This window comes from Phytopseudomonas punonensis (genome assembly GCF_900142655.1).
GTDB classification, from domain to species: domain Bacteria; phylum Pseudomonadota; class Gammaproteobacteria; order Pseudomonadales; family Pseudomonadaceae; genus Aquipseudomonas; species Aquipseudomonas punonensis.
The window spans coordinates 1,200,509-1,222,781 of the sequence record NZ_FRBQ01000001.1; the positions used below are offsets into that span (position 1 = coordinate 1,200,509).

General features: G+C 65.4%; 18 protein-coding genes. 7 read left to right on the forward strand and 11 right to left on the reverse strand.

Going from position 1 to position 22,273, the window contains the following annotated elements:
* Positions 1-207 precede the first annotated feature (207 nt).
* The 4 genes from BUC40_RS05460 to BUC40_RS05475 all read right to left on the reverse strand — a co-directional run bounded on the left by BUC40_RS05460 (position 208) and on the right by BUC40_RS05475 (position 5,017).
* Positions 208-1,518, reverse strand: a complete 1,311-nt coding sequence (locus BUC40_RS05460; RefSeq protein ID WP_073263345.1) for an ABC transporter substrate-binding protein — start codon at positions 1,516-1,518, stop codon at positions 208-210.
* A gap of 223 nt (positions 1,519-1,741) precedes the next feature.
* Entirely contained in the window at positions 1,742-2,647 is a 906-nt protein-coding gene (locus BUC40_RS05465) for a helix-turn-helix domain-containing protein (RefSeq protein ID WP_073263346.1), read from the reverse strand.
* 261 nt (positions 2,648-2,908) lie between these two features.
* Complete coding sequence (locus tag BUC40_RS05470; RefSeq protein ID WP_073263348.1) at positions 2,909-3,634, reverse strand: carbonic anhydrase; 726 nt, start codon at positions 3,632-3,634, stop codon at positions 2,909-2,911.
* A gap of 321 nt (positions 3,635-3,955) precedes the next feature.
* Positions 3,956-5,017 (reverse strand): PA0069 family radical SAM protein, encoded by a 1,062-nt coding sequence (locus BUC40_RS05475; RefSeq protein WP_073263350.1) that lies wholly within the window; start codon positions 5,015-5,017, stop codon positions 3,956-3,958.
* Between the two features lie 151 nt (positions 5,018-5,168).
* Between BUC40_RS05475 and BUC40_RS05480 the strand changes: the two genes are divergently transcribed.
* The 3 genes from BUC40_RS05480 to BUC40_RS05490 are packed head-to-tail and all read left to right on the forward strand — an operon-like array spanning position 5,169 to position 10,431.
* On the forward strand, positions 5,169-6,278 hold the full coding sequence (locus BUC40_RS05480; protein ID WP_073263352.1) for an efflux RND transporter periplasmic adaptor subunit: 1,110 nt from the start codon (positions 5,169-5,171) through the stop codon (positions 6,276-6,278).
* Positions 6,275-7,339 carry an efflux RND transporter periplasmic adaptor subunit gene (locus BUC40_RS05485; RefSeq protein WP_073263354.1) on the forward strand — a complete coding sequence of 355 codons (1,065 nt, stop codon included), beginning with the start codon at positions 6,275-6,277 and terminating at the stop codon, positions 7,337-7,339. The genes BUC40_RS05480 and BUC40_RS05485 overlap by 4 nt, the downstream gene beginning before the upstream one ends.
* Complete coding sequence (locus BUC40_RS05490; RefSeq protein WP_073263356.1) at positions 7,336-10,431, forward strand: efflux RND transporter permease subunit; 3,096 nt, start codon at positions 7,336-7,338, stop codon at positions 10,429-10,431. The genes BUC40_RS05485 and BUC40_RS05490 overlap by 4 nt, the downstream gene beginning before the upstream one ends.
* 161 nt (positions 10,432-10,592) lie before the next feature.
* On the opposite strand, the gene BUC40_RS05495 is transcribed toward BUC40_RS05490, so the two are convergent.
* Both BUC40_RS05495 and BUC40_RS05500 read right to left on the reverse strand, forming a co-directional pair.
* Positions 10,593-11,060: an REP-associated tyrosine transposase gene (locus tag BUC40_RS05495; RefSeq protein ID WP_073263358.1), complete on the reverse strand. Its 468-nt coding sequence runs from the start codon at positions 11,058-11,060 to the stop codon at positions 10,593-10,595.
* A 151-nt stretch (positions 11,061-11,211) separates the two neighbouring features.
* Complete coding sequence (locus tag BUC40_RS05500) at positions 11,212-12,978, reverse strand: sigma-54-dependent Fis family transcriptional regulator (RefSeq protein ID WP_073263360.1); 1,767 nt, start codon at positions 12,976-12,978, stop codon at positions 11,212-11,214.
* Between the two features lie 257 nt (positions 12,979-13,235).
* On the opposite strand from BUC40_RS05500, the gene BUC40_RS05505 reads away from it, so the two are divergent.
* From BUC40_RS05505 to BUC40_RS05515, 3 genes are read left to right on the forward strand one after another with little or no spacing between them, the layout of a single operon-like run.
* A complete protein-coding gene (locus tag BUC40_RS05505; protein WP_073263362.1) occupies positions 13,236-14,726 on the forward strand; it encodes a benzaldehyde dehydrogenase in 1,491 nt (496 codons plus the stop codon).
* Between the two features lie 49 nt (positions 14,727-14,775).
* Complete coding sequence (locus BUC40_RS05510) at positions 14,776-15,540, forward strand: coniferyl-alcohol dehydrogenase (RefSeq protein WP_073263901.1); 765 nt, start codon at positions 14,776-14,778, stop codon at positions 15,538-15,540.
* Between the two features lie 58 nt (positions 15,541-15,598).
* Positions 15,599-16,546, forward strand: a complete 948-nt coding sequence (locus BUC40_RS05515; protein ID WP_073263364.1) for a SphA family protein — start codon at positions 15,599-15,601, stop codon at positions 16,544-16,546.
* A gap of 50 nt (positions 16,547-16,596) precedes the next feature.
* Here the strand turns inward: BUC40_RS05515 and BUC40_RS23280 are convergent, their stop codons facing one another.
* Complete coding sequence (locus BUC40_RS23280) at positions 16,597-17,004, reverse strand: DUF2388 domain-containing protein (RefSeq protein WP_341864605.1); 408 nt, start codon at positions 17,002-17,004, stop codon at positions 16,597-16,599.
* Entirely contained in the window at positions 17,001-18,002 is a 1,002-nt protein-coding gene (locus BUC40_RS05525) for a bile acid:sodium symporter family protein (RefSeq protein WP_073263368.1), read from the reverse strand. The genes BUC40_RS23280 and BUC40_RS05525 overlap by 4 nt, the downstream gene beginning before the upstream one ends.
* A gap of 98 nt (positions 18,003-18,100) precedes the next feature.
* Between BUC40_RS05525 and BUC40_RS05530 the strand changes: the two genes are divergently transcribed.
* The gene (locus BUC40_RS05530; protein WP_073263370.1) at positions 18,101-18,892 is read left to right on the forward strand and encodes an AraC family transcriptional regulator; all 792 of its coding nucleotides are present in this window, start codon (positions 18,101-18,103) and stop codon (positions 18,890-18,892) included.
* 1 nt (position 18,893) lies between these two features.
* Here the strand turns inward: BUC40_RS05530 and BUC40_RS05535 are convergent, their stop codons facing one another.
* The 3 genes from BUC40_RS05535 to BUC40_RS05545 form a co-directional block, all read right to left on the reverse strand.
* Positions 18,894-19,673, reverse strand: coding sequence for a DUF1835 domain-containing protein (locus tag BUC40_RS05535; protein ID WP_073263372.1), 780 nt, complete (start codon positions 19,671-19,673; stop codon positions 18,894-18,896).
* A gap of 19 nt (positions 19,674-19,692) precedes the next feature.
* The gene (locus tag BUC40_RS05540) at positions 19,693-20,766 is read right to left on the reverse strand and encodes a hypothetical protein (RefSeq protein ID WP_073263374.1); all 1,074 of its coding nucleotides are present in this window, start codon (positions 20,764-20,766) and stop codon (positions 19,693-19,695) included.
* Between the two features lie 72 nt (positions 20,767-20,838).
* Positions 20,839-22,251 (reverse strand): FAD-binding oxidoreductase, encoded by a 1,413-nt coding sequence (locus BUC40_RS05545; protein WP_073263376.1) that lies wholly within the window; start codon positions 22,249-22,251, stop codon positions 20,839-20,841.
* Positions 22,252-22,273: the final 22 nt, after the last annotated feature.

Sequence of the window (22,273 nt, forward strand, 5' to 3'; positions counted from 1 at the left end):
CCGAAAGACAGTTCTACGGCGAACGACGCTTGCGTAGGGTGGGTGAGCGGCGCGGTATAGCAGTTTTCAACTGCCGCCACGATTGCGGGGCGCCGCGTAACCCACCAGGCGATCGTCTGCGTTGCGCCCATGGTGGGTTACGGCGCCACGCCTATCGCATCACACGCATGTCATGCGATAGGGCGCCTAACCCACCCTACGGGTTGGCTACTTCGGATACCCGGCGCGCTTCATTTCTCGCTCGGTGCTCTGCTGGGCGGCCTGCAGCGCCTGCTCCGGCTTCATCTGCCCGGTGAGCGCTGCGGCGAACAGCTTGCCGACCGCAGTGCCGATGGCCTGGAACTCGGGGATGGTCACCAGCTGGATGCCTACATAGGGCACCGGCTTGGCGCTCGGATCAGCCGGGTTGGCCTTCTTCAGCGAGTCGAGGGTGACCTTGGCGAACGGCGCGGCCTTCATGTAGGCATCGCTGTAGGTCGAGGCGCGGGTGCCTGGCGGCACGTTGGCGACGCCATCCTTCTCGGCGACCAGCTCACCGTAGGCCTTGGAGGTGGCCCAGGCGCTGAAGGTCTTGGCGGCATCCTTGGACTTGGAGCTGGTGGGGATCGCCAGCGCCCAGGAATACAACCACGAAGCGCCCTTGTCGGTGACCTGGGTCGGCGCAAAGGTGAAGCCCACCGAGTCGGCGACCTTGCTCTGGGATTTGTCGGTGACGAACGAGCCGGCCACGCTGGCATCCACCCACATGGCGCACTTGCCGCTGTTGAACAGCGCCAGGTTCTCGTTGAAACCGTTGCTCGAGGCGCCCGGCGGGCCGTACTTGTTCATGGTGTCGACGTAGAAATTCAGCGCGTTCTTCCACTCGCTGCCGGTGAATTCCGGCTTCCACTGCTCATCGAACCAGCGCGCGCCGTAGGCATTGGCCACGGTGGTGATCAGCGCCATGTTCTCGCCCCAGCCGGCCTTGCCGCGCAGGCAGATACCGTACTGGCCCTTGTCGGGCTGGTGCAGCTTGCCGGCGAACTCGGCCATCTGCTCCCAAGTCGGCTGCTCGGGCATCTCTAGCCCGGCCTGCTCGAAGAGGTCCTTGCGGTAATAGGTGATCGAGGCTTCGGCGTAGAACGGCAGCGCATAGAGCTGGCCCTTGGCCGACAGGCCCTCGCGCACGGAGGGGAACACATCGTCGAGAGCGTAATCGGCGGGCAGGTCCTTCATCGGCTCCAACCAGCCCTTCTCGCCCCATAGTGCGGCTTCGTACATGCCGATGGTCAGCACGTCGAACTGGCCGCCCTGGGTGGCGATGTCGGTGGTCAGGCGCTGGCGCAGCACGTTCTCTTCGAGCACCACCCACTTGAGTTTGATGTCCGGGTGCTGTTCTTCGAAGGTCTTGGCCAGGCGCTGCATGCGAATCATGTCGCTGTTGTTGACCGTGGCGATGGTCACGGTCTCGGCAGCCTGGGCGCCGACGGTGAGGGAAAGGCATGAAGCGGCTGCGAATACTTTGAGCGTGTGGTTCATGGTCTTGAACTCCTCTCCCTGGCCCCGTGAGCCTCGGGAGACATTATTGTTTTTGTGGGCCGACCCGGATTACACCCCTACGCCTGGACGCAAACAACGCCTCGACTGCACTGCAACCGATACTTTTTTGCACTGAAAATCCAGCAGCCAATGGGGACATAGCGGTCCCGGCAGCTCAAGAACGGGCCTTTAGCAGTATGTTCATCGAATGAGAGCAGCGGATTCAGTACAGGTTTTGCGCGGTGACACGCTGAGTGACCAACCGCCGGTAACCGCTGGGCGTCATGCCCTTGAGCTGCTGGAAGCGCCGGTTGAAGTTGGAGATATTGTTGAAGCCGGACTCGAAACACACTTCCGTCACCGGTTTGTCGCTCTGGGTCAGCAGCTCGCAGGACTTGCTCACCCGCAGTCGATTGACGAATTCGACGAAGCCGCGCCCGGTGGCCTGCTTGAAGAAGCGCGAGAAGTAGGTCGGCGTCATGCCCAGGTATTCGGCCACTTCTTCCTGGCTCAGCTCCTGGGCGTAGCGCTGGAAGATGTAGTCCACGGCGCGGTTGATGCGGTCGACATGGTGCTCGTCGGCCAGCTGCGCAGCGGTACGGTCGGAGAGCAGCTGGTACGCCTCGCAGCCGGCCAGCAGCTCCATGAGGATGAAGAAATGCCCCAGCCGGGTCATGCTCTGGGAATCGGCGATGCGCTGCAGCAGCTGGCGCGCCTCGGCGATGGTGTGCGGGCAACGGAACTCGATACCGTACTGGGCGCGGGCCAGCAGCGGCTGCAGGTCCTTGAGTTCGGCGAATACTGCGGTGCCGCTTTCCAGCACCTCGTCGGTGAAGTTGACCAGCATGTCGCGCTCGGCGACCGCCTCGCCCGGCGCCATCTGGCTGATCCAGTTGTGCGGCAGGTTGGGGCCGGTAAGAAACAGGGTATCGGGGGAAAAGTTGCCGATGTAGTCGCCGATGAACACCTTGCCAGCGCTGGCGACGATCAGGTGCAGCTCGTATTCCTTGTGGAAATGCCAACGCACCAACGGGCTGGGAAAGCCGTGCTGGCGATAGATCAACGAATGACCTTCGTGGTCATCCATCAGCTCATAGGATGGGTCGAGCGTTCTCTGCGTTCGGGACATGGCTGGCCGGCATCGTCTTGTTCTTGTCGGTGATTGCCGGTTGGCCACGCTGCAAACGCGTACCAACCGACCGACTAAAGACCCTAGCACAGTGCAACGGGTTCGCTGATTTGGCTCAGATTGTAGGATGGCGCATGCGAGCCCGATAAAAGCCTAAGCGGCGGATCACGTGCTTTTGTGGGAGCGGGCCGCGTAGGTGCAACCCATCAATTGCAGATGGGTTGCACCTATCCTACGAGCTTAGAGCGGGACGCCGTAGGATCAGCCCTGCGGATAACGCGCGCGCGGTGTAGCCATTGGCAGCGGGCCGTCACCGATCTGGCGGAACTCACCGGTTTCGGCATCGTAGGCTTTGATATCGCTGCTTTCGATGTCATACACCCAGCCATGGATGAACAGCTGGCCGGCTGCCAGGCGCGAGGCCACCGACGGGTGGGTGCGCAGGTGGTCGAGCTGGGCCACCACGTTTTCTTCGGTGAGCACACCGAGGGTGGTGTGGTCGGCGCAGCCGCAGTTATCGGCCACCACGGTCTTGGCGACTTCGGCATGACGCAACCAGGCCTTTACCGTGGGCATGCGCTCCAGGGTTGCCGGGTCGAGCACCGCTTTCATCGCGCCGCAGTCGGAGTGGCCGCAGACGATAATGTGCTGCACGCCCAATGCCGCCACGGCGTATTCGATTGCGGTGGAAACGCCACCGTTCATCTGGCCATAGGGCGGCACCACGTTACCGACGTTGCGGGTCACGAACAGGTCGCCCGGCTCGCTCTGGGTGATCAGCTCGGGCACGATGCGCGAGTCGGCGCAGGTGATGAACATGGCGCGCGGCGACTGGGCGTGGGCCAGCTTCTTGAACAGCGCCTGCTGCTGCGGGAACACATCCTGACGAAAACGCAGGAAGCCATCGACCAGATGATCCAGCGCTTCGGCGGCCGATGCAGCGTTCTTATCGGATTTGCTATCAGCAGGACGACGATTACCAGGCATAGCATTACCTCGCTTACGGATGGGGGACGGCGCGTGCGACAGCGCACAGCTTCCCAGCCGGTAGGGTCACCGGCAAGGGATCGTGGGATTTGACTGTGGCAAAACCATTCAAGACACGTCGGCGTGAACAATCTCCACCCGACCGGCGATGTTGACCATTTTTTCGCCGTGTCGTGCACCGCGTTAACGATCCATGACAAGGCCAATATCCAATCTGGGTATCGCTACGCTCAACGCCAGTCTACAGAGGTGCGGACATCGCCAGCCCGTAGCCCGGGTCGAGCGCAGCGACACCCGGGAAACCAGCGTCTCAAGCAACCCTCAGAACAAGCCCATCTGCTGCCCCGGCGGCGCAAACTGCGAGCAATCCAGCACCGCCCGCTTGCTGCCATCGTAGCCATAACGGCGACGGGCCAGGCGAAAGCGCTGGGCCAGCAGCTCGGCGAAATGGCCCTCGCCCTTCATCCGCGCGCCGAAGCGGCTGTCATAATTCTGCCCGCCACGGGACTGGCGGATCAGGCTCATCACGTGCTCGGCGCGGTCGGGAAAGTGGGTCTGCAGCCACTCCTCGAACAGCCCGGCGATCTCCAGCGGCAGGCGCAGCAGCACGTAGCCGGCCGAACTGGCCCCGGCTTCGCGCCCGGCTTCGAGCAGGCGCTCGAGCTCCATGTCGTTGATCATCGGGATCATCGGCGCGGCCATCAGGCCGACCGGCACGCCGTGCTCGTGCAGGGTTTTCATCGCCCGCAACCGGGCCTTGGGCGCGGCGGTGCGCGGCTCCATGATGCGTTTGAGCTGGTCATCCAGGGTGGTGACGCTGAACGCGATGCTGACCAGGTTGCGGCTGGCCAGTTCTTCGAGCAGATCCAGGTCGCGCAGGATCAGCGCGCTCTTGGTGATGATGCTCACCGGGTGGCGGTAGCGCAGCAGGATTTCCAGGGCCTGGCGGGTCAGCTGGTGCTCGCGCTCGATGGGCTGGTAGCCATCGGTATTGATGCCCAGGGCGATGGGCGCCGGCACATAGCCCGGCTTGCTCAACTGCTCCTCGAGGCGCTCGGCCAGGTTGGTCTTGGCGATCAGCTTGGTTTCGAAATCGATGCCCGGCGACAGGTCCCAGTAGGCGTGGCTGGGCCGCGCGAAACAGTAGATGCAGCCATGTTCGCAGCCCCGGTAGGGGTTCACCGAGCGGTCGAAGCCGACATCCGGCGAATTGTTGCGGCTGATCACCGTCTTCGCCCGTTCGTGGCGAACCTCGGTGACGAAGGTCAGCGGCGTCTGTTCCTGATACCAGCCGTCGTCCTCGGCCTCGCTGCTGGTCGGGGCGAAACGGTTGTGCGGTTTGCTGGCGGTGCCGCGCCCACGCGGCGCTGAAGTCGGGTTCATGATGCAGGCTCGATAACTGTATATAAATACAGTATTAGGATTTGCATCCTCAACACAAGCCACGCTCGTCGCGCGAGTAGCCTGAACCGTTCGTCGCCTGGTGCGGTCGCATCTGCACACACCTTTACATCCCTGCCGTGCCGGAGCCCGCATGCCGCCCGTATCGACCTCTGCTCTGCCTCGCCTTGCCGTGGCCTTGTTGGCTTTCGCATTGCTGGCTGGCTGCGCCGACGAGCCGCCACCCGCGCCGAAGAACCCGCGCGTGAAGGTGGCCACGGTCAGCCAGGTCGATTACGCGGCAGACGCCACCATCACCGGCGACATCCAGGCGCGGGTACAGACCGACCTGTCGTTTCGCGTCGGCGGCAAGATCACCGAACGCCTGGTGGATGTTGGCGATACGGTGAAGGCCGACCAAGTACTGGCGCGCCTCGATCCGCAGGACCAGCGCAACGCGGTGCGCTCCGCCGAAGCAGCTGCCGAGGCCGCCCGCGCCCAGGTCAAACTCAGCGCCGCCAACCTCTGGCGCCAGCAGCAACTGCTACCCAAGGGCTACACCAGCCGCAGCGAATACGACAGCGCCCTGGCCAACGACCGCAGCGCGCGCAACAGCCTGGCCGCCGCCGAGGCGCAACTCGCCGACGCCCGCGAGCAGGCCGGCTACACCGAACTGCGTGCCGAGAGCGACGGAGTGATCACCGCCCGCCAGGCCGAAGTCGGCCAGGTGGTGCAGGCCGCCACGCCGATCTTCGGCCTGGCCCGCGAGGGCGAGCGCGATGCGGTGTTCAACGTCTTCGAGGCGCTGCTGGTCGAACCCGGCCAGCCGCTGCGCGTCAGCCTGCTGGACAACCCCGAGGTGAGCGCCAGCGGCACGGTACGTGAGGTCAACCCGCAGGTGTCGGCGCAGAGCGGCACCGTGCAGGTGAAGGTCGGCCTGCAGCAGGTGCCGGCAGCAATGACGCTGGGCTCCACCGTCAGCGCCCATGTCAGCAATCCGGCGGTGCGCAGCGTCGAGCTGCCATGGTCGGCACTGACCAAGGCGGAAAGCGAGCCGGCGGTGTGGCGCCTCGCCGACGGTGACATCGTGCAACTGCACCCCGTGCAGGTTGGCCGTTACCTGACCGACAAGGTGATCATCCGTGCCGGCCTGCAGGACGGTGACCGCGTGGTGGTGGCCGGCGGGCAGCTGCTGCATCCGGGCCAGAAGGTGGAAATTGCCGAAGCCCATGAGCAGAAGCAGACCCAGGAGCAGCAGCCATGAACCGTGCGATCCCGTTCGTGCTGATCACCGCGCTGCTCGCCGGCTGCGCCGAGGACGAGAAGCCCGCGCCGATCCGCCCGGTGCTATACACCCAGGTGCAACAGCAGAACGAGCAGATTCTCGGCCGCTTCGCCGGCAATATCGAGGCGCGGGTGCAGAGCACCCTGGGCTTTCGTGTCGGTGGTCGGGTCGCCCGCCGCCTGGTGGATGCCGGGGCCGAGGTGAAAGCCGGCACCACCCTGGCGACCCTCGACCCGACCGACCAGCAGAACGCCCTGCGCGCCAGCGAAGGCGACCAGGCACGCGCTGAAGCGCAGTGGATCAATGCCCAGGCCAATGCCAGGCGCCAGCAGGAACTGTTCGACCGTGGCGTCGGCGCCAAGGCCAACCTGGAGCAGGCGCAGACCGAACTGAGCAACGCCCGCAGCAACCGCGAGCAGGCCGAAGCGGCCACCCGCCAGGCCCGCGATCGTCTGGACTACGGCACCCTGAAAAGCGACTTCGATGCGGTGGTTACCGCCTGGCACGTGGAGGCCGGCCAGGTGGTCGGCGCCGGCCAGGAGGTGGTCACCCTGGCCCGCCCGGACGTGCGCGAAGCAGTGTTCGACCTGCCTGTGGAGCTGGCTGACGGTCTGGACGATCAGGTGCAGTTCAACGTTGCCTCGCAGCTCGACCCGAGCATCGCCACCCGTGGTCGGCTGCGCGAACTAGCGCCGCGCGCCGACGCTGCCACCCGCACCCGCCGCGCCCGCCTGACGCTCGAGGAAACCCCGCCCGGCCTGCGCCTGGGTACCGCCGTGGCCATCAGCCTGACCCGCGCCCAGAAGCCGCGCAGCCTGCTGCCAGCCGCTGCCGTGCAGGAAGTCGACGGCCAGAGCCGCGTATGGGTGATCGACACCCAGGCCAAGACCGTTCACCCGCGCACCGTGCAGGTGGTCGGCCGCGAAGGCGAGCAGATCAGCGTCGAGGGCCTTGCGGCCGGCGACAAGGTAGTCAGCGCCGGCCTGAGCGAACTCAAGGACGGCCAGCAGATCCGCATCGACGAGGGCGTCGCACCATGACCCAGCAGACGCCGCGCAAGAACGGCTTCAACCTATCGGACTGGGCGCTGCGCCACCAGTCGTTCGTCTGGTACCTGATGTTCGTGTCGCTGCTGATGGGCGTGATTTCCTACATGAACCTGGGCCGCGAGGAAGACCCGGCGTTCACCATCAAGACCATGGTCATCCAGACCCGCTGGCCCGGCGCCACGGTGGACGAAACCCTCAGCCAGGTCACCGACCGTATCGAGAAGAAGCTCGAGGAACTGGACTCGCTGGACTACGTGAAGAGCTACACGCGCCCCGGCGAATCGACGGTGATGGTGTTCCTGCGCGACACCACCAAGGCCGATGAAATCGACGGCATCTGGTACCAGGTGCGCAAGAAGATCGACGACATTCGCGGCGAGTTTCCCCAGGGCTTGCAGGGCCCGTCGTTCAACGACGAGTTCGGCGACGTGTTCGGCTCCATCTACGCCTTCACCGGCGACGGCCTGAGCATGCGCCAGCTGCGCGACTACGTGGAGCAGGTGCGCGCCGAGATCCGCAGCGTGCCGGACCTGGGCAAGGTGCAGATGGTCGGCCAGCAGAACGAGGTGTTCTACCTCAACTTCTCGACCCGCAAGCTGGCCGCCCTGGGCATTGACCAGAGCCAGGTGATCCAGAGCCTGCAGGCGCAGAACGCGGTGACGCCCTCCGGGGTGATCGAGGCCGGGCCGGAGCGGATTTCCGTGCGCACCAGCGGCCAGTTCGCCTCGGAAGCCGACCTGCGCAACGTCAACCTGCGCCTCGACGACCGCTTCTACCGGCTGACCGATATCGCCGAAATCACCCGCGGCTACGTCGACCCGCCGCAGGCCCTGTTCCGCTACAACGGCAAGCCGGCCATCGGCCTGGCCATCGCCATGCGCGACGGAGGCAATATCCAGACCTTCGGCAAGGCCCTGCACGCGCGCATGGACGAGATGACCGCCGAACTGCCGGTGGGCGTTGGCGTGCACGTGGTGTCCGACCAGGCCGAAGTGGTGGAAGAAGCCGTCAGCGGCTTTACCCGCGCGCTGTTCGAGGCGGTGCTGATCGTCATGCTGGTGAGCTTCGTCAGCCTCGGCATTCGCGCCGGCCTGGTGGTCGCCTGCTCGATCCCGCTGGTGCTGGCCATGGTGTTCATGTTCATGGAATACAGCGGCATCACCATGCAGCGCATTTCCCTCGGCGCGCTGATCATCGCCCTGGGGCTGATGGTCGACGATGCGATGATCACCGTCGAGGTGATGGTCACGCGGCTGGAGAAAGGTGATTCGCTACACGACGCCGGCACCTTCGCCTACACCTCCACGGCCTTTCCGATGCTCACCGGCACCCTGGTGACGGTGGCCGGCTTCGTGCCCATCGGCCTCAACTCCAGCTCGGCGGGCGAGTACACCTTCACCCTGTTCGCGGTGATCGCCGTGGCGCTGCTGCTGTCCTGGCTGGTGGCCGTGGTGTTCGCCCCGGTGATCGCCGTGCACATCCTGCCCAAGCGCCTGCAGGCCAAGGAAAAAGGCCCGGGCCGCATCGCCCGCGCCTTCGACAGCGGCCTGCTGCTGGCCATGCGGCACCGCTGGTGGACCATCGGCATGACCATCGCCCTGTTCGCCGCCTCCCTGGGCGGCATGACCCTGGTGCAGAGCCAGTTCTTCCCGGCCTCGGATCGCCCGGAGATTCTCGTCGACCTCAACCTGCCGCAGAACGCCTCGATCAACGAGACCCGCGCCCAGGTCGACCGCCTCGAGGCCAGCTTGCAGGGCGACGAAGACATCGCCCGCTGGAGCACCTACATCGGCCAGGGCGCGCTGCGCTTCTACCTGCCCCTGGACCAGCAGCTGCAGAACCCCTTCTATGCCCAGCTGGTGATCGTCGCCAAGGATATCGACGCCCGTGATCGCCTGGTGGCCAAGCTCAACAAGCGCCTGCGTGAAGACTTCGTCGGCATCGGCAGCTTCGTGCAACCGCTGGAAATGGGCCCGCCGGTAGGCCGGCCGATCCAGTACCGGATCAGCGGTCCGAACGTCGACCAGGTGCGCAAGCACGCCCTGGAACTGGCCACCCTGCTGGACAAGAACCCGGACATCGGCGAGATGGTTTACGACTGGAACGAGCCGGGCAAGGTGCTGCGCATCGATGTCGCCCAGGACAAGGCGCGGCAGTTCGGGCTGTCTTCCGAGGACGTCGCCAACCTGCTCAACAGCGTGGTCAGCGGCACCACGGTCACCCAGGTGAAAGACGACATCTACCTGATCGACGTCATCGGCCGCGCCGAAGACAGCGAACGCAACTCGCCGCAAACCCTGGAGAACCTGCAGATCGTCACCCCGCGCGGCGTCGCCGTGCCGTTGCGTGCCTTCGCCACCGTCGGTTACGAGCTGGAACAACCGCTGGTATGGCGCCGCGACCGCAAACCGACCATCACCCTCAAGGCTGCGGTGGTCAGCGATATCCAGCCCACCGATCTGGTCGCCGACCTGGCGCCGGACATCCGGAAATTCTCCGACGGGCTGCCCAACGGCTACAGCGTCGCCACCGGCGGCACGGTGGAAGAAAGCGGCAAGGCCCAGGGGCCGATCGCCAGCGTGCTGCCGCTGATGCTGTTTTTGATGGCCACCTTCCTGATGATCCAGCTGCACAGCGTGGCCAAGACCTTCCTGGTGTTCAGCGTGGCACCGCTGGGCCTGATCGGCGTGGTGCTGGCCCTGGTGCCGACCGGCACGCCGCTGGGTTTCGTGGCGATTCTCGGCGTGCTGGCGCTGATCGGCATCATCATCCGCAACTCGGTGATTCTGGTGACCCAGATCGACGAGTTCGAGCGCGCCGGCGACTCACCCTGGCAAGCAGTGATCGACGCCACCCACCACCGCCGCCGGCCGATCCTGCTGACCGCCGCCGCCGCCAGCCTGGGCATGATACCCATCGCCCGCGAAGTGTTCTGGGGGCCGATGGCCTACGCCATGATCGGCGGCATCTTCAGCGCCACCCTGCTGACCCTGCTCTTCCTGCCGGCGCTGTATGTGGCCTGGTATCGCATCAAGGAGCCCACCGACGAGCAGTGGGAGGATGCACCGGCTCGAGTCGAATGACCTATCGGGAGCTGTCAGTAAGAACGGCGGTGCTCGATAGACCCTTCGCGGGCATGGCCCGCTCCCACAAAGAGATTTATCGGTGCCTTCAGTTCGGTGTCGAACACAAACCCTGTGGGAGCGGGCCATGCCCGCGAAAAAATCCAGCAGTCGGCTCACACCTAAAGCAAGACCGCATTCCAAAAAGAATAATCCCCCACCCGCCTGACCAACCCAGCCCGCAGCGGATTGGCCACGATATAACGCGCCACACCTTGCAGATCCTCCTCGGCGCGCAAGCCATGATCATGAAAGCCTGCCGCCCAGATGCCCCTCGCAGTGCCCGTACACTTGCCCGCCAGCCGACTGCTCGACGACTTCAGCCGATTGATCAGCGCAGCCAGGCTGTCCACCTCACCCAGCTGAATCAGCCAGTGCGCATGGTCCGGCATCAGCACCCAGGCCAGCATATGGCTGTCGCGCAGAAGCGTTGGCGTTTCGAAGCAGCGAGCCGCCGCACAGGCAGCGGGGAAATGGCGGAATACCGGTGTGCGGTCACGGGTGATGGTGGTGATCAGATAGGCCGCCCCCGGGCAGGACGCGCGGCCTCTGCGCAGGGCGCGATAGCCTGGGTGGGATGGCATCGGCATGAATCCACCTCCGTGTTGATTCAGCGAGGTCAGTCTAGACCTTGATATCGCTTCGCGCGCATGGCGCGCTCCCACAGGGGGATTTGTGGGCACCGACAAATTTGGTGCCGAGCACAGATTCTGTGGGAGCGGGCCATGCCCGCGAACGCTCTCAGCTCCCCCGCGCCCGCTTGAGCCGATAGGCAAACTGCGCCCGGCTCAGCCCCAGCAGGCGGGCCGCCGCAGCCAGGTTGCCGGCGCTGCGTTGCAGGGCTTGCTCGAGCAACTGGTTTTCCACGGCCTGCAGCGACAGGCAGGCATCCGGCAGATCCGGGCAACCGAGCCGCGTCAGCAGGTCCACTTCGCCAGGGCGTTCCTGATGCTGCACCAGCCGCCCCTGCTGCAGCAGCGAATAGAACTCGGCCGGCAGTTCTTCATCGCGGAACAGGTGGTGGAGGTCGATGGGCGCGCCTTCGTTGCTGGCGATCACGCCGCGCTCGATCAGGTTCTGCAGCTCGCGGATATTGCCGGGAAAGCTGTAGTTGAGCAGCGCCTTCAGGCCGCGCATGGTCAACCCGACCGGCGTGCGCCCGTAGCGCTCGCAGTAGCGACGCATGAAGAAATCCACCAGCAGCGGGATGTCGTCGCGCCGCTCGCGCAGTGGCGGTATGTGGATCGGGTAGACGTTGAGGCGGTAGTAGAGGTCCTCACGAAACTCGCCACGGCGCACGGCAGCGCGCAGGTCCACATTGGTGGCGGCGATCACTCGCACGTCGACGCTGATCACCGAGGTGCCACCGACCCGCTCGATCTCGCGCTCCTGCAGGGCGCGCAGCAGCTTGCCCTGACCCGGTAGGCTGAGGCAGGCCACCTCGTCGAGAAACAGCGTGCCGCCCTGGGCGCGCTCGAAACGGCCGGGCCTGGAATGGCTGGCGCCGGTGAAGGCGCCGCGCTCGACGCCGAACAGTTCCGCCTCGATCAGGCTTTCGGCGATGGCCGCGCAGTTGAGGGCCACGAACGGCCCGTCGCGGCGCTCGCTCATGCGGTGCAGGTTGCTGGCGAACAGTTCCTTGCCGACCCCGGACTCGCCACCAAACAGCACCGTGGCAGGCGTGCGCGCCACCCGCTGCAGCGACTGAAAAGCGGCGTTGAAGGCCGCCGAGGCGCCGATCATGCGGCCTTCGTCGGTTTCCCCGGCACTGGCCGGCAATGGCTGATAGGCCGTGCGCTCCAGGCCGCTGCCTTCGCCCTCCTCGGCCGAGGCATTGAGGTAGCGCAGGTCCTCCTCTACGTCGCCCCACAGCTCGGCGGTCTTGCCCAACACGCGGCACACCTGGTGCCCCATGGCCCGGCACTCCACCTCGCGAAACACCACCAGGCGGCCAAACAGCCCGCTCACGTAGCCAGTGGCGTAGCCGATTTCCATCCAACAGGCAGGGTCGTTACCGATGCCGTAGGCGGCGATGTGTTCGTCGTCCTCGTGGGCGTGATGCCAGAGAAATTCGCCATCGTAGTGGCCACGGTCGACGTCGAACTCGAAGTGCAGCGGCTCGACCTTGACCATGCCTTCCAGCCCATGCAGGCGGATGCCCGCGGCGAAGATCGACGCCGGCTCGGCGTCCGCCCAGCGCTGCTGCACCAGGCGCGCATCACGGGCGCCGGACAGATACCCCGCGCGGGTCAGCAGGCCGCGGGCGCGCTCCAGGCCCAGGCTGTCGATCAGCTCACGGCGTAACGCACCGAGCGCCTCGCAGTGCAACAGCACCATGCGCTGATCGTTGAGCCAGATGCGCCCGTCGCCCGGCGAGAAGAACAGGCATTCGGTGAGATCACGCAGCGTCGGGGAGTTCTCCCAGTCCAGCGCATCGCTGGCGCCTCGGTAATGGGGCGTCTCGATGACCTGCAAAGCATCCAGGGAGATACGACGGGGATCGACCATGGGGCGGCTCCTCACTTGCGCAATTCATCATTTCGGCAAAGCGGAAGCACCTGGCGAATTGATCATTTGCTCAACAACGAGCGCCTGAAAGTACTGCCTGGGCAACTGCCTCGACCTGATTAATGCATCCAGATTATTGAAATTGTTATGGATTCTCGGCATTGCCAGCGGCCGACTGGCCATTGGGCATGCTCCTTGCGATAGCTACAGGTGCCACCGACACATCACTCAAAACAACAATACTCCAAGGAGACACCATGTCTCGACTGCCACGATCAGAATCGAACGCCGCCCTGTTGGACGAACAGGTCTGGGAGGCCAAGCTGTTTTCCGGGATCTGGCGCACGCCAATGGCTGGCGGGCGCAACGAGGTCATCGAGCCGGCCACGGGTGAGCGACTGACTACCACCGGCCAGGCCCGCGCCGAGGATGTCGCCCTGGCCACCGCTGCGGCCGCGGCCCAGCAACCGGCCTGGGAAGCGATGGCGCCGCGCCAGCGGGCAGAGATTTTCCTGCGCGCCGCCGGGCTGCTACAGGCGCAGGCCGACGAGTGCGCGCTGCTCATCGCCCGGGAAACCGGCGGCATCCTGCCAAAGGCCCAGCATGAAGTGCGCGAGGCGGTGCTGTTCCTGCAACTCGCCGCCGGCCAGGTGATGCAGCCCCATGGCCTGGTGCTGCCGAGCAACAGCGGCACGCTGTCTTACGCGAGGCGCCTGCCGCACGGCGTAGTCGGGGTGATCTCGCCGTTCAATTTCCCGCTGATCCTGTCGATCCGCGCGGTGGCCCCGGCCCTGGCGGCCGGCAACGCGGTGGTGCTCAAGCCCGACCCACAGACGCCAATTGCCGGCGGTTTCCTGATCGCCCGGCTGTTCGAGCTGGCCGGCCTGCCCGAGGGCGTACTGCATGTGCTGCCCGGTGGTGCCGATGCCGGCGCGGCGCTATGCAGCGACCCGCACGTGCGAATGATCGCCTTCACCGGCTCCACCGCCGCCGGCCGCAAGGTGGCGGAAACCGCCGGCCGCCACCTGAAGAAAGTCGCCCTGGAACTGGGCGGCAAGAACCCGTTGATCATCCTCGACGACGCCGACCTGGAGCGCGCCCTGAGCTGCGCCAGCTGGGGCGCCTTTCTGCACCAGGGGCAGATCTGCATGGCCAGCGGGCTGATCCTGGTGCACGAGTCGCTGCATGAGCGCTTCGTCGAAGGGCTGGTCGAGCGCACCCGGCGCCTGCGCCTGGGCGACCCGGCCAGCGGCGACGTCGAGCTCGGCCCGATGATCAACGAGAACCAGCTGGTACGTACCCACCAACTGGTGCTCGACAGCGTAGTAGCCGGCGCGCGCCTGCAGGTGGGCGGCCAGTACGACGGCCTGTTCTACCAGCCCACCGTGCTCAGCCACCTGGCGCCGGGCATGCCGGCCTTCGACACCGAGATGTTCGGCCCGGTGGCCTGCGTGGCCAGTTTCGCCAGCGACGAAGAGGCCATCGACCTGGCCAACCGTACCGAGTACGGCCTCGCCGCAGGGGTGATCTCCCGGTCCGTGGGCCGCGCCATGGCGGTCGGTGCCCAACTGCGCGCCGGCATGCTGCACATCAACGACCAGACGGTGAACGACGACGGCGTCAACCCGTTCGGCGGCCGTGGCAATTCCGGCAACGGCGGCAGCATGAGCGGCCCGGCCAACTGGGACGAGTTCACCCAGTGGCAGTGGGTGACGATCAAGGACACGCCGCCCCAGTACCCCTTCTGACACCTCACCCGATCGCCTCACAACAAGAACAAGAGGACGCACCATGAACCTGAATCTGCACGACAAGACCCTGATCGTCACCGGCGCCGCTTCCGGCATCGGCGCCGAAGTCGCCCGCCTGGCGCGCTGCGCCGGCGCGCGGGTAATCGCCCTGGACCGCCACGAACCGCAGATCAGCGTGCACGCCTACCACCCGGTGGACCTAGGCGACCCGGCCAGCATCGATCAAGTCATCGCCCGCCTGCCCGAGCGGGTCGACGGCCTGTGCAACATCGCCGGCGTACCTGGCACGGCGCCCGCCGAACTGGTCGGGCGGGTCAACTACCTGGGCCTGCGTCACCTCAGCGAGGGCCTGCTGCCGCGTCTGGCCGGCGGCTGCATCGTCAATACCGCGTCGATTCTTGGCGCCGAATGGCAGCAGCGCCTTGAAGCCCACAAAGCGCTGGCCGCCACCGCGGGTTTCGAGGCCGGTAGTGACTGGCTGGATGCCAATCCGGTCGAGCAGGCCACCTGTTACCAGTACTTCAAGGAAGCGCTGATCGTCTGGTCGTACCAGAACGCCTCGCCCTGGTTCCGCGAGCATGACGTGCGCCTCAACTGCGTAGCGCCCGGCCCGGTGTTCACGCCGATCCTCGGTGACTTCGTGCAGATGCTCAGCGACGAGCGCCTGGAACGCGATGGCCGCCATATGAAGCGCCCGGCCCTGGCTGACGAAGTGGCCGCCGTTGTGCTGTTCCTCTGCTCGGACGCGGCGCGCTGGGTGTGTGGCGCCAACATCCCGGTCGATGGCGGGCTGGCATCCAGTTACGTGTAAGCCTCACCGAGACCACCATGCGATCTACGACAAGAACAACAAGACAAGGATCCTCACCATGCATGCATCACGTCTCTCGGCTCTAAGCCTCGGCCTGGCTGCCCTGGCGGGCACCGCCCAGGCCTACGACCTGCCTTCCGTCAACCTAGGCTCCACCAGCTTCTACGACAGCTCGCCGCTGCCCGGCGGGCCGGGCGGCTATGTAGTTGAGTACCTGATCTACGGCAAGGCTTCGCGCTTCAACGACCAGCGCGGCGACAAGCTGCCGCTGCCCAAGCAGGAGATCGAAACCTTCGCCCCGGTCACCCAGTACATTCAGCTGGGCCAGCCGATGGCCAACGGCTGGATGCCCGGCGCCACGGTGATCGTGCCCTGGCTGGCCCATGCCGAGGTAGACGACGGCCTAGATAACAACGTGCTCAGCTCACGCGAAGGCGTGGGCGACATGGTGCTGGGCGCGTTCCTGCAATCGCCGCTGACCACCCGCGCCGACGGCTCGCCGCTGTTCGCCCAACGCATCGAGGCCGAGGTGATCCTGCCCACCGGTGCTTACGACCGTGATAAGTCGGTCAACCCCGGCAGCAACTTCTGGTCGTTCAACCCCTACTACGCGGCGACCTACTGGTTCACCCCCAGGTGGTCGGTCAGCGGCCGCTTTTGGTACCTGTGGAATGCCAAGAACCGTGACCCGTCGGCGGCGTTCGGTGATGTTTCCAGCACCCAGGCCGGCCAGGCACTACACGCCAACTTCGCCACCCAGTACGCGCTCAACGACAAACTGAGCGTCGGCCTGACCGGTTACTGGCTCAAGCAGATCAGCGATACCGAGGTCGACGGCCGTGACGTCAGCGGCCGCCGCGAGCAGGTCTGGGCAATCGGCCCGGGCCTCACCTATGCGTTCTCCAGGGAGAACATCCTGACCGCCAACAGCTATTTCGAGCAGGACGCCGAGAACCGCACGGAGGGCAACAAGTTCGTGCTCAACTTCGTGCACAAACTGTTCTAGCTCTGCAACGCAGGCGAGGCATGAGTGCCTCGCCTGCGTTGCAGTCGCGCTCAAGGTGTCGAGCGCGGCTGGTAGGCTAGCAAGGCTTCTGCCAACTGCATGTCGCTGTAGGAGGCCAGCTCGCTACGCTGCTGCAGCGCGACCAGCGCCGCCTCCAGCATCGCGCCGCGAATCTGCCCGGCACTGCCGACGAAGGCCGCTGCATCGTCCCGAGCCAGCTTCAACTTCTGGTCGAGGCTGCTGCTCTCTTTGGAGAGCTCCTCGGCCAGCTCGGTGCCCTCTCCTGGCTTGGTAGTGGTGAGGAACGGCACCAGGGTCGACAGCACGCCGTAGTAAGTGCTGCCCAGCAGCGGATCTTCATCGAGCTCCGGCGTGACCCGCACCCAGGCGTGTGCCGGCAGCGTCAGCGAAAAGGTGATCAACAGCAACAAAGCCTTGAGAAACGGCCGATTTCTCAATTCACCGCCACCTTGATTTCGCTCGGAGCGACCGGATCGACCCGCCTGGCATAGCGCTGCGCGAGTACCGCACAGACCATCAGCTGGATCTGGTGGAACAGCATCATCGGCAGGATCATCAGGCCGATGCTGCTGCCGGCGAACAGCACCTGGGCCATTGGCACGCCGGTGGCCAGGCTCTTCTTCGAGCCACAGAACAGGATGGTGATGCGGTCTTCCATGTTGAAGCCGCACACCTTGCCGAGCAGCGCGGTAATACCCAGCGCCAGCGCCAGCAATAGGCAGCAGGAGAAGATCAGCAAGCCGAGCGTCGGCCACGACACCTGATTCCACAGGCCTTCGACCACTGCCGCGCTGAACGCGGTGTAGACCACCAGCAGGATCGAGCTCTGATCGACGTACTTCAGCCAGTTCTTGTTGCGACCCACCCAGGCGCCAATCCAGCGCCGAGCGATCTGGCCGAGAATGAACGGCACCAGCAACTGCAGGGTGATCTTGCCGATGGCATCGAGCAGCGAACCGCCGCTGCCGTGAACGTCCATCAGCAGCGCCACCAGTAGCGGCGTGAGGAAGATGCCGAACAGGCTGGAGGCCGCCGCACTGCAGATCGCCGCGGGAATGTTGCCGCGTGCCAGGGAAGTGAAAGCGATGGCTGACTGCACGGTGGCCGGCAGCGCGCACAGGTAGAGCATGCCCAGGTACAGCTCGGTGCCGATCAGTGGCGACAGCAGCGGCTTGAGCGCCAGGCCCAGCAGCGGGAAGAGGATGAAGGTGCAGCTGAAAACCAGCAGGTGCAGGCGCCAGTGGCCGGCACCAGCGACGATTGCCTCACGCGAGAGCTTGGCGCCATGCAGGAAGAACAACAGGGCGATGGCCAAGTTGGTGATCCAGCCAAAGGCCACGGCCGCCTTGCCGCTGACGGGCAGGAAGGTGGCGGTAAGCACGACGGCGATCAGCGTCAGAGTGAAGTTGTCAGGTAGTAAACGGGAACGGGCCATGGGCAGGACTCCGGGCAGGCGATGGCAGACAGTTGCCACAGAAAGGCGGCCACTCTACCCTGAGCCGTCATTGCCGACTAACGCCATAAAGCCAGATCATGTCGCCTAACGGACAAAACAGCATCGCCGAACGCAGTATTCCGCAGCTGGAGCAGCTGCCCCGGCCACTCTATGCGCGCAACGAATCGCTGCCACGCCAGACCGGCACACCGCGCCACAGCCATGCGTGGGTGCAGCTGACCTACGCCATTCAGGGCGTGCTGCACGTGCGCACCGCAGCCGGCAGTTTCGTCGCGCCGCCGCAGCGGGCGATATGGATTCCGGCCGGCCTGGAGCACGAGGTACTCAGCTCGCCGAACACAGAAATGCGCAGCCTGTACCTGTACGACGAAAACCCGGAAAACGCACACCCAGATTGCCGCGTGCTCGGCGTGGACGCATTGACCCGCGAGTTGATCCGCAGCTTCTGCGAGCTACCGGTGGAGTACGACGAAAGCGGGCCGGACGGCCGTCTTGCTGCGGTACTGCTCGACCGACTGCACGCGGCCCCGGAGGTGCGTCTGTCGCTGCCCTTGCCAAGCGACCCGCGCCTGAAAAAACTCTGCAGCCGCCTGCAGAGAAAGCCGGACGATGACCGCACGCTGGCCGCCTGGGGCAACGAACTCGACGTGTCGGAAAAGACCCTGAGCCGCCTGTTTCTGCGCGACACCGGCCTGACCTTCCGTGCCTGGCGGCAACGCCTGCGCCTGCTCGGTGCGCTGACGCCGCTGGAGAGCGGCGAGCGTGTCACCGATGTGGCCCTGCTCTGCGGCTACGACTCCACCTCGGCATTCATCGCCGCGTTTCGCCAGCAGTTCGGTGCCACGCCAGGCGAGTTTTTCAGCAGCTGAATCAGGAACCGCGACGTACCTGCAACGAGGCATAACCCTGTTCACCCGGCGCGCCGCTCAGCACCAGGTGGCCCGTTGCAGCGAGTTCGCGGGCACGCCAGAACAGAAAGTAATCGGTGGCGAAGAAGCCATCGCACCGCGCCATCACCTCGGCCATAACCCGCGCCAACGGTTGCGGCTCGGCGCGGGCCTGGCGCACCAACGCCGCGTCGATAACCTGGTAATCCTCGGCTGTAAAACTCCCCGCCTGCCAGCGATGAATCAGCCCGCCATCGGCCATTGCAGCACGCCATTGCGCGGCCTGGCTCGTTCGGCGCTCGGCCTCGACCACGCGCGGTTTGGCCACAGCCAGCAGCGCTTGCGGCGCATGCATGGCCACCGCCTGGCGGCTCTGCACCCAGCTGTTGCCGGTGCCACAGGCCACCTCGATCAGCGCCACAGTGCTGCCTTCCAACGCGCTGGCTACCCGCGCCAACAGCAGCTGCTCGCTGGCGCTGTCGCCGTGCCAGACGGTAACCGGCCGCTCCTGGCGGGCCAGATCGGCGAGCCACCGCGCGTCGGCCGACAGATCCGCAGCGAAATCCGGTACCGGCGTCACGCCTGCCGGCCACACTGCCCGCCAGAACGCCGCGCGCGCCGCACAAGGCGACCTGTCGACATCGTCCAGCGGGCCAACCGCCAGATCATCACGCAACACGCGCAGGCCAGCCTCGGCGGCTGGCTGGCCGATCACATGGGTGACGCCGGCGACAGCGTTGTCACCACAGACCAGATGCCACATAAGTCCTCCTCGTCGAGCGTTACGGGGTGAGTTTCACCGCCAACGCCGGCTTGTCGCCCTGCTGCCAGGTTCCGATCAGGCTGCCATCGGCCTGAAATGCGAGTTCGAATCGGGCCGGCGGTTCGCCGTTTTCGTGAAGGGTGAGGGAATCCTGCTGAAACTCACCTCCCAGCTCGATCTGCGTGGCGTATTTGTCGTAGAAGTAGCTGGCGGACAGGCTGTGATCGGCATAGGGCTGCTCGATCACCAGGGTGATCGGGTAGCGCCCGAGGGTGCCGCGGTATACGCCTTGGGCCGTGCTGTTAGCCGGCAAGGCACAATCGCTGCGTTTCTCCAGCAGCAGGCAGCGACCGTAGGGACTGAGATCGGCGCTCAGGGCCTGATAGCCGAGGCTGTTGCCGAACTCGCCAAGGTCGTCCAGCGCGCGGCTGGCATGGTTGGCGCAGGTCTCGCCTATCAGCGTCAGGCTGTCGCTGCCCAGCTGCAGGCTGTCGTAGTCCAGGCTGGCGTCGCGACGCGTGCTCACGCATTGGCTGTACATGGCGCGCTGGTCTTCAAGCCACTGCTCGTCGTCGCTGAGCTTTTCGGCGTCGCCGGCCTTGGCGGGCGGCAATGTCGCCAGGAAATCGTCCAGGCGTTTGACCCGCTGCTTCTGCAGCTCGCCCTGCACACGCAGCACCCCTTCGGGGCTGAGCAACTGCGGCAAGCCAATGGGCCGGCCGCTGGCCAGGTCGAAGTTGTAGCTGCGCGAGCCCTGGCTGGTGTAGGCGCCGGTGTATTCGCCATCGATGTTCAGCGACAGATAGCCCGGCCCCTGGCCGACGACTTGATAATCGAGGCTGTTCACACCCCAGATTTCGCCATCCTTGGGCTGCACCCTTTCGAACGGTGACTTGCTGAAGCGGCCGGGGAGCGCTGCAAGCTCGCGTGAATGCAGAAAGGTATTGATCTTGCTGATAGCCGGGCTCTCGCCAACCAGCAACGGGAAGCGATAGGTTTCCCAATCGCTGCGCTTGGCGGTGAGATCGTCAATACGCACATCGGCCAGGGCCGGCAGGGCGATGGCAAGCAGGGGCAATAGCAGCAAGCGCACGAGCACATCCTTAATGCAGTAACGAAAGGCCGGCAGTATCCGCCACGCCCACCGCGAACTCCAGATGCCGGATCACAGCACCTTGCCAGGATTCATCAGCCCAGTGGGATCCAGCGTCTGCTTAAGGCTGCGCATCAGCTCCAGTTCCAGCGGATCCTTGTAGCGGCTCGCCGCCTCGCGTTTGGCCTGGCCGATGCCATGCTCGGCGCTGATGCTACCGGCGAACGCCGCGGTCACGTCGTAGATCAGGTGCATGATCGCCTCGGCCTGGGCCTTGAACGGTGCGTCCTCGCTGCCCAGCGGCTTGCTGATGTTGTAGTGCAGGTTGCCGTCGCCGACGTGGCCGTAGCAGACGATGCGCACACCCGGGAAAGCCTGCTGCAGGCGCTCGTCTGCCTGGGCGATAAAGGCGGGAATGCGACTGACCGGCACGCTGATATCGTGCTTGAGGCTCGGCCCCTCGTGGTTTTGCGCCTCGGAAATGCCCTCGCGCAGTTTCCATAGCGCGGCGACCTGCGCCTCGCTGCCCGCCACCACCGCGTCCAGCGCTTCGCCCTCTTCGAACGCCGCGCCCAGGCCGCTTTCCAGCATCTCGGCCAAGGGCGAGTCAGGCAGCGTATCGCTCAGTTCGATCAACACGTACCAGGGGTGCGGCTCGGCGAACAGCTCGCCGCAGCCGGCCACGTGGCGCAGCACGAACTCCACGCTTTGCCGCGACATCAGCTCGAAGCCGGTGAGGCGATCGCCGCACAGCGCGCGCATGCGGCCGATCAGGTCAACCGCTGCCTGCGAGCTCGGCAATGCGACCCAGGCGGTGGTGCGGCTGCGTATCGCCGGGTAGAGCTTGAGCACGGCGGCGGTGATGATGCCCAAGGTGCCCTCGCTGCCAATAAACAGGTGCTTGAGGTCGTAGCCAGTGTTGTCCTTGCGCAGGCCGCGCAAGCCATTCCAGATACGCCCGTCGGGCAGCACCACCTCCAGGCCCAGGGCCAGGTCGCGCATGTTGCCGTAGCGCAATACGGCGGTGCCACCGGCGTTGGTCGCCAGGTTGCCGCCCACGGTGCAGCTGCCCTCGGCGCCCAGGGATAGCGGAAACAGCCGGCCAGCCTCGGCCGCTGCCTCCTGCAAGCGCTGCAGCAACACGCCGGCCTCGACGGTGATGGTTTCGTTGCCGGCGTCCACATCGCGGATCTGCGTCATGCGCGTCAGCGACAGCACCACCTGGGTGCCGGAGTCGTCCGGAATCGAGCCGCCACATAGCCCGGTATTGCCGCCTTGAGGCACCAGCGCCACGCCGGCCTCACGGCACAGGCGAACCACTGCGGCAACCTGCTCGGTGCTGGCCGGGCGCACGACTAGCGCCGCCTTGCCGCGGTAGGCGTTGCGCCAGTCGCTCAGATAGCTTTGCAGGCGCTGTTCATCGCGTACCAGACCGGCTTCGCCGACCACCTGTTCCAGGGCCTGCAGCAACTGCTGATCGAGCATGGTTTCTCCTCCTCCGTCGTGG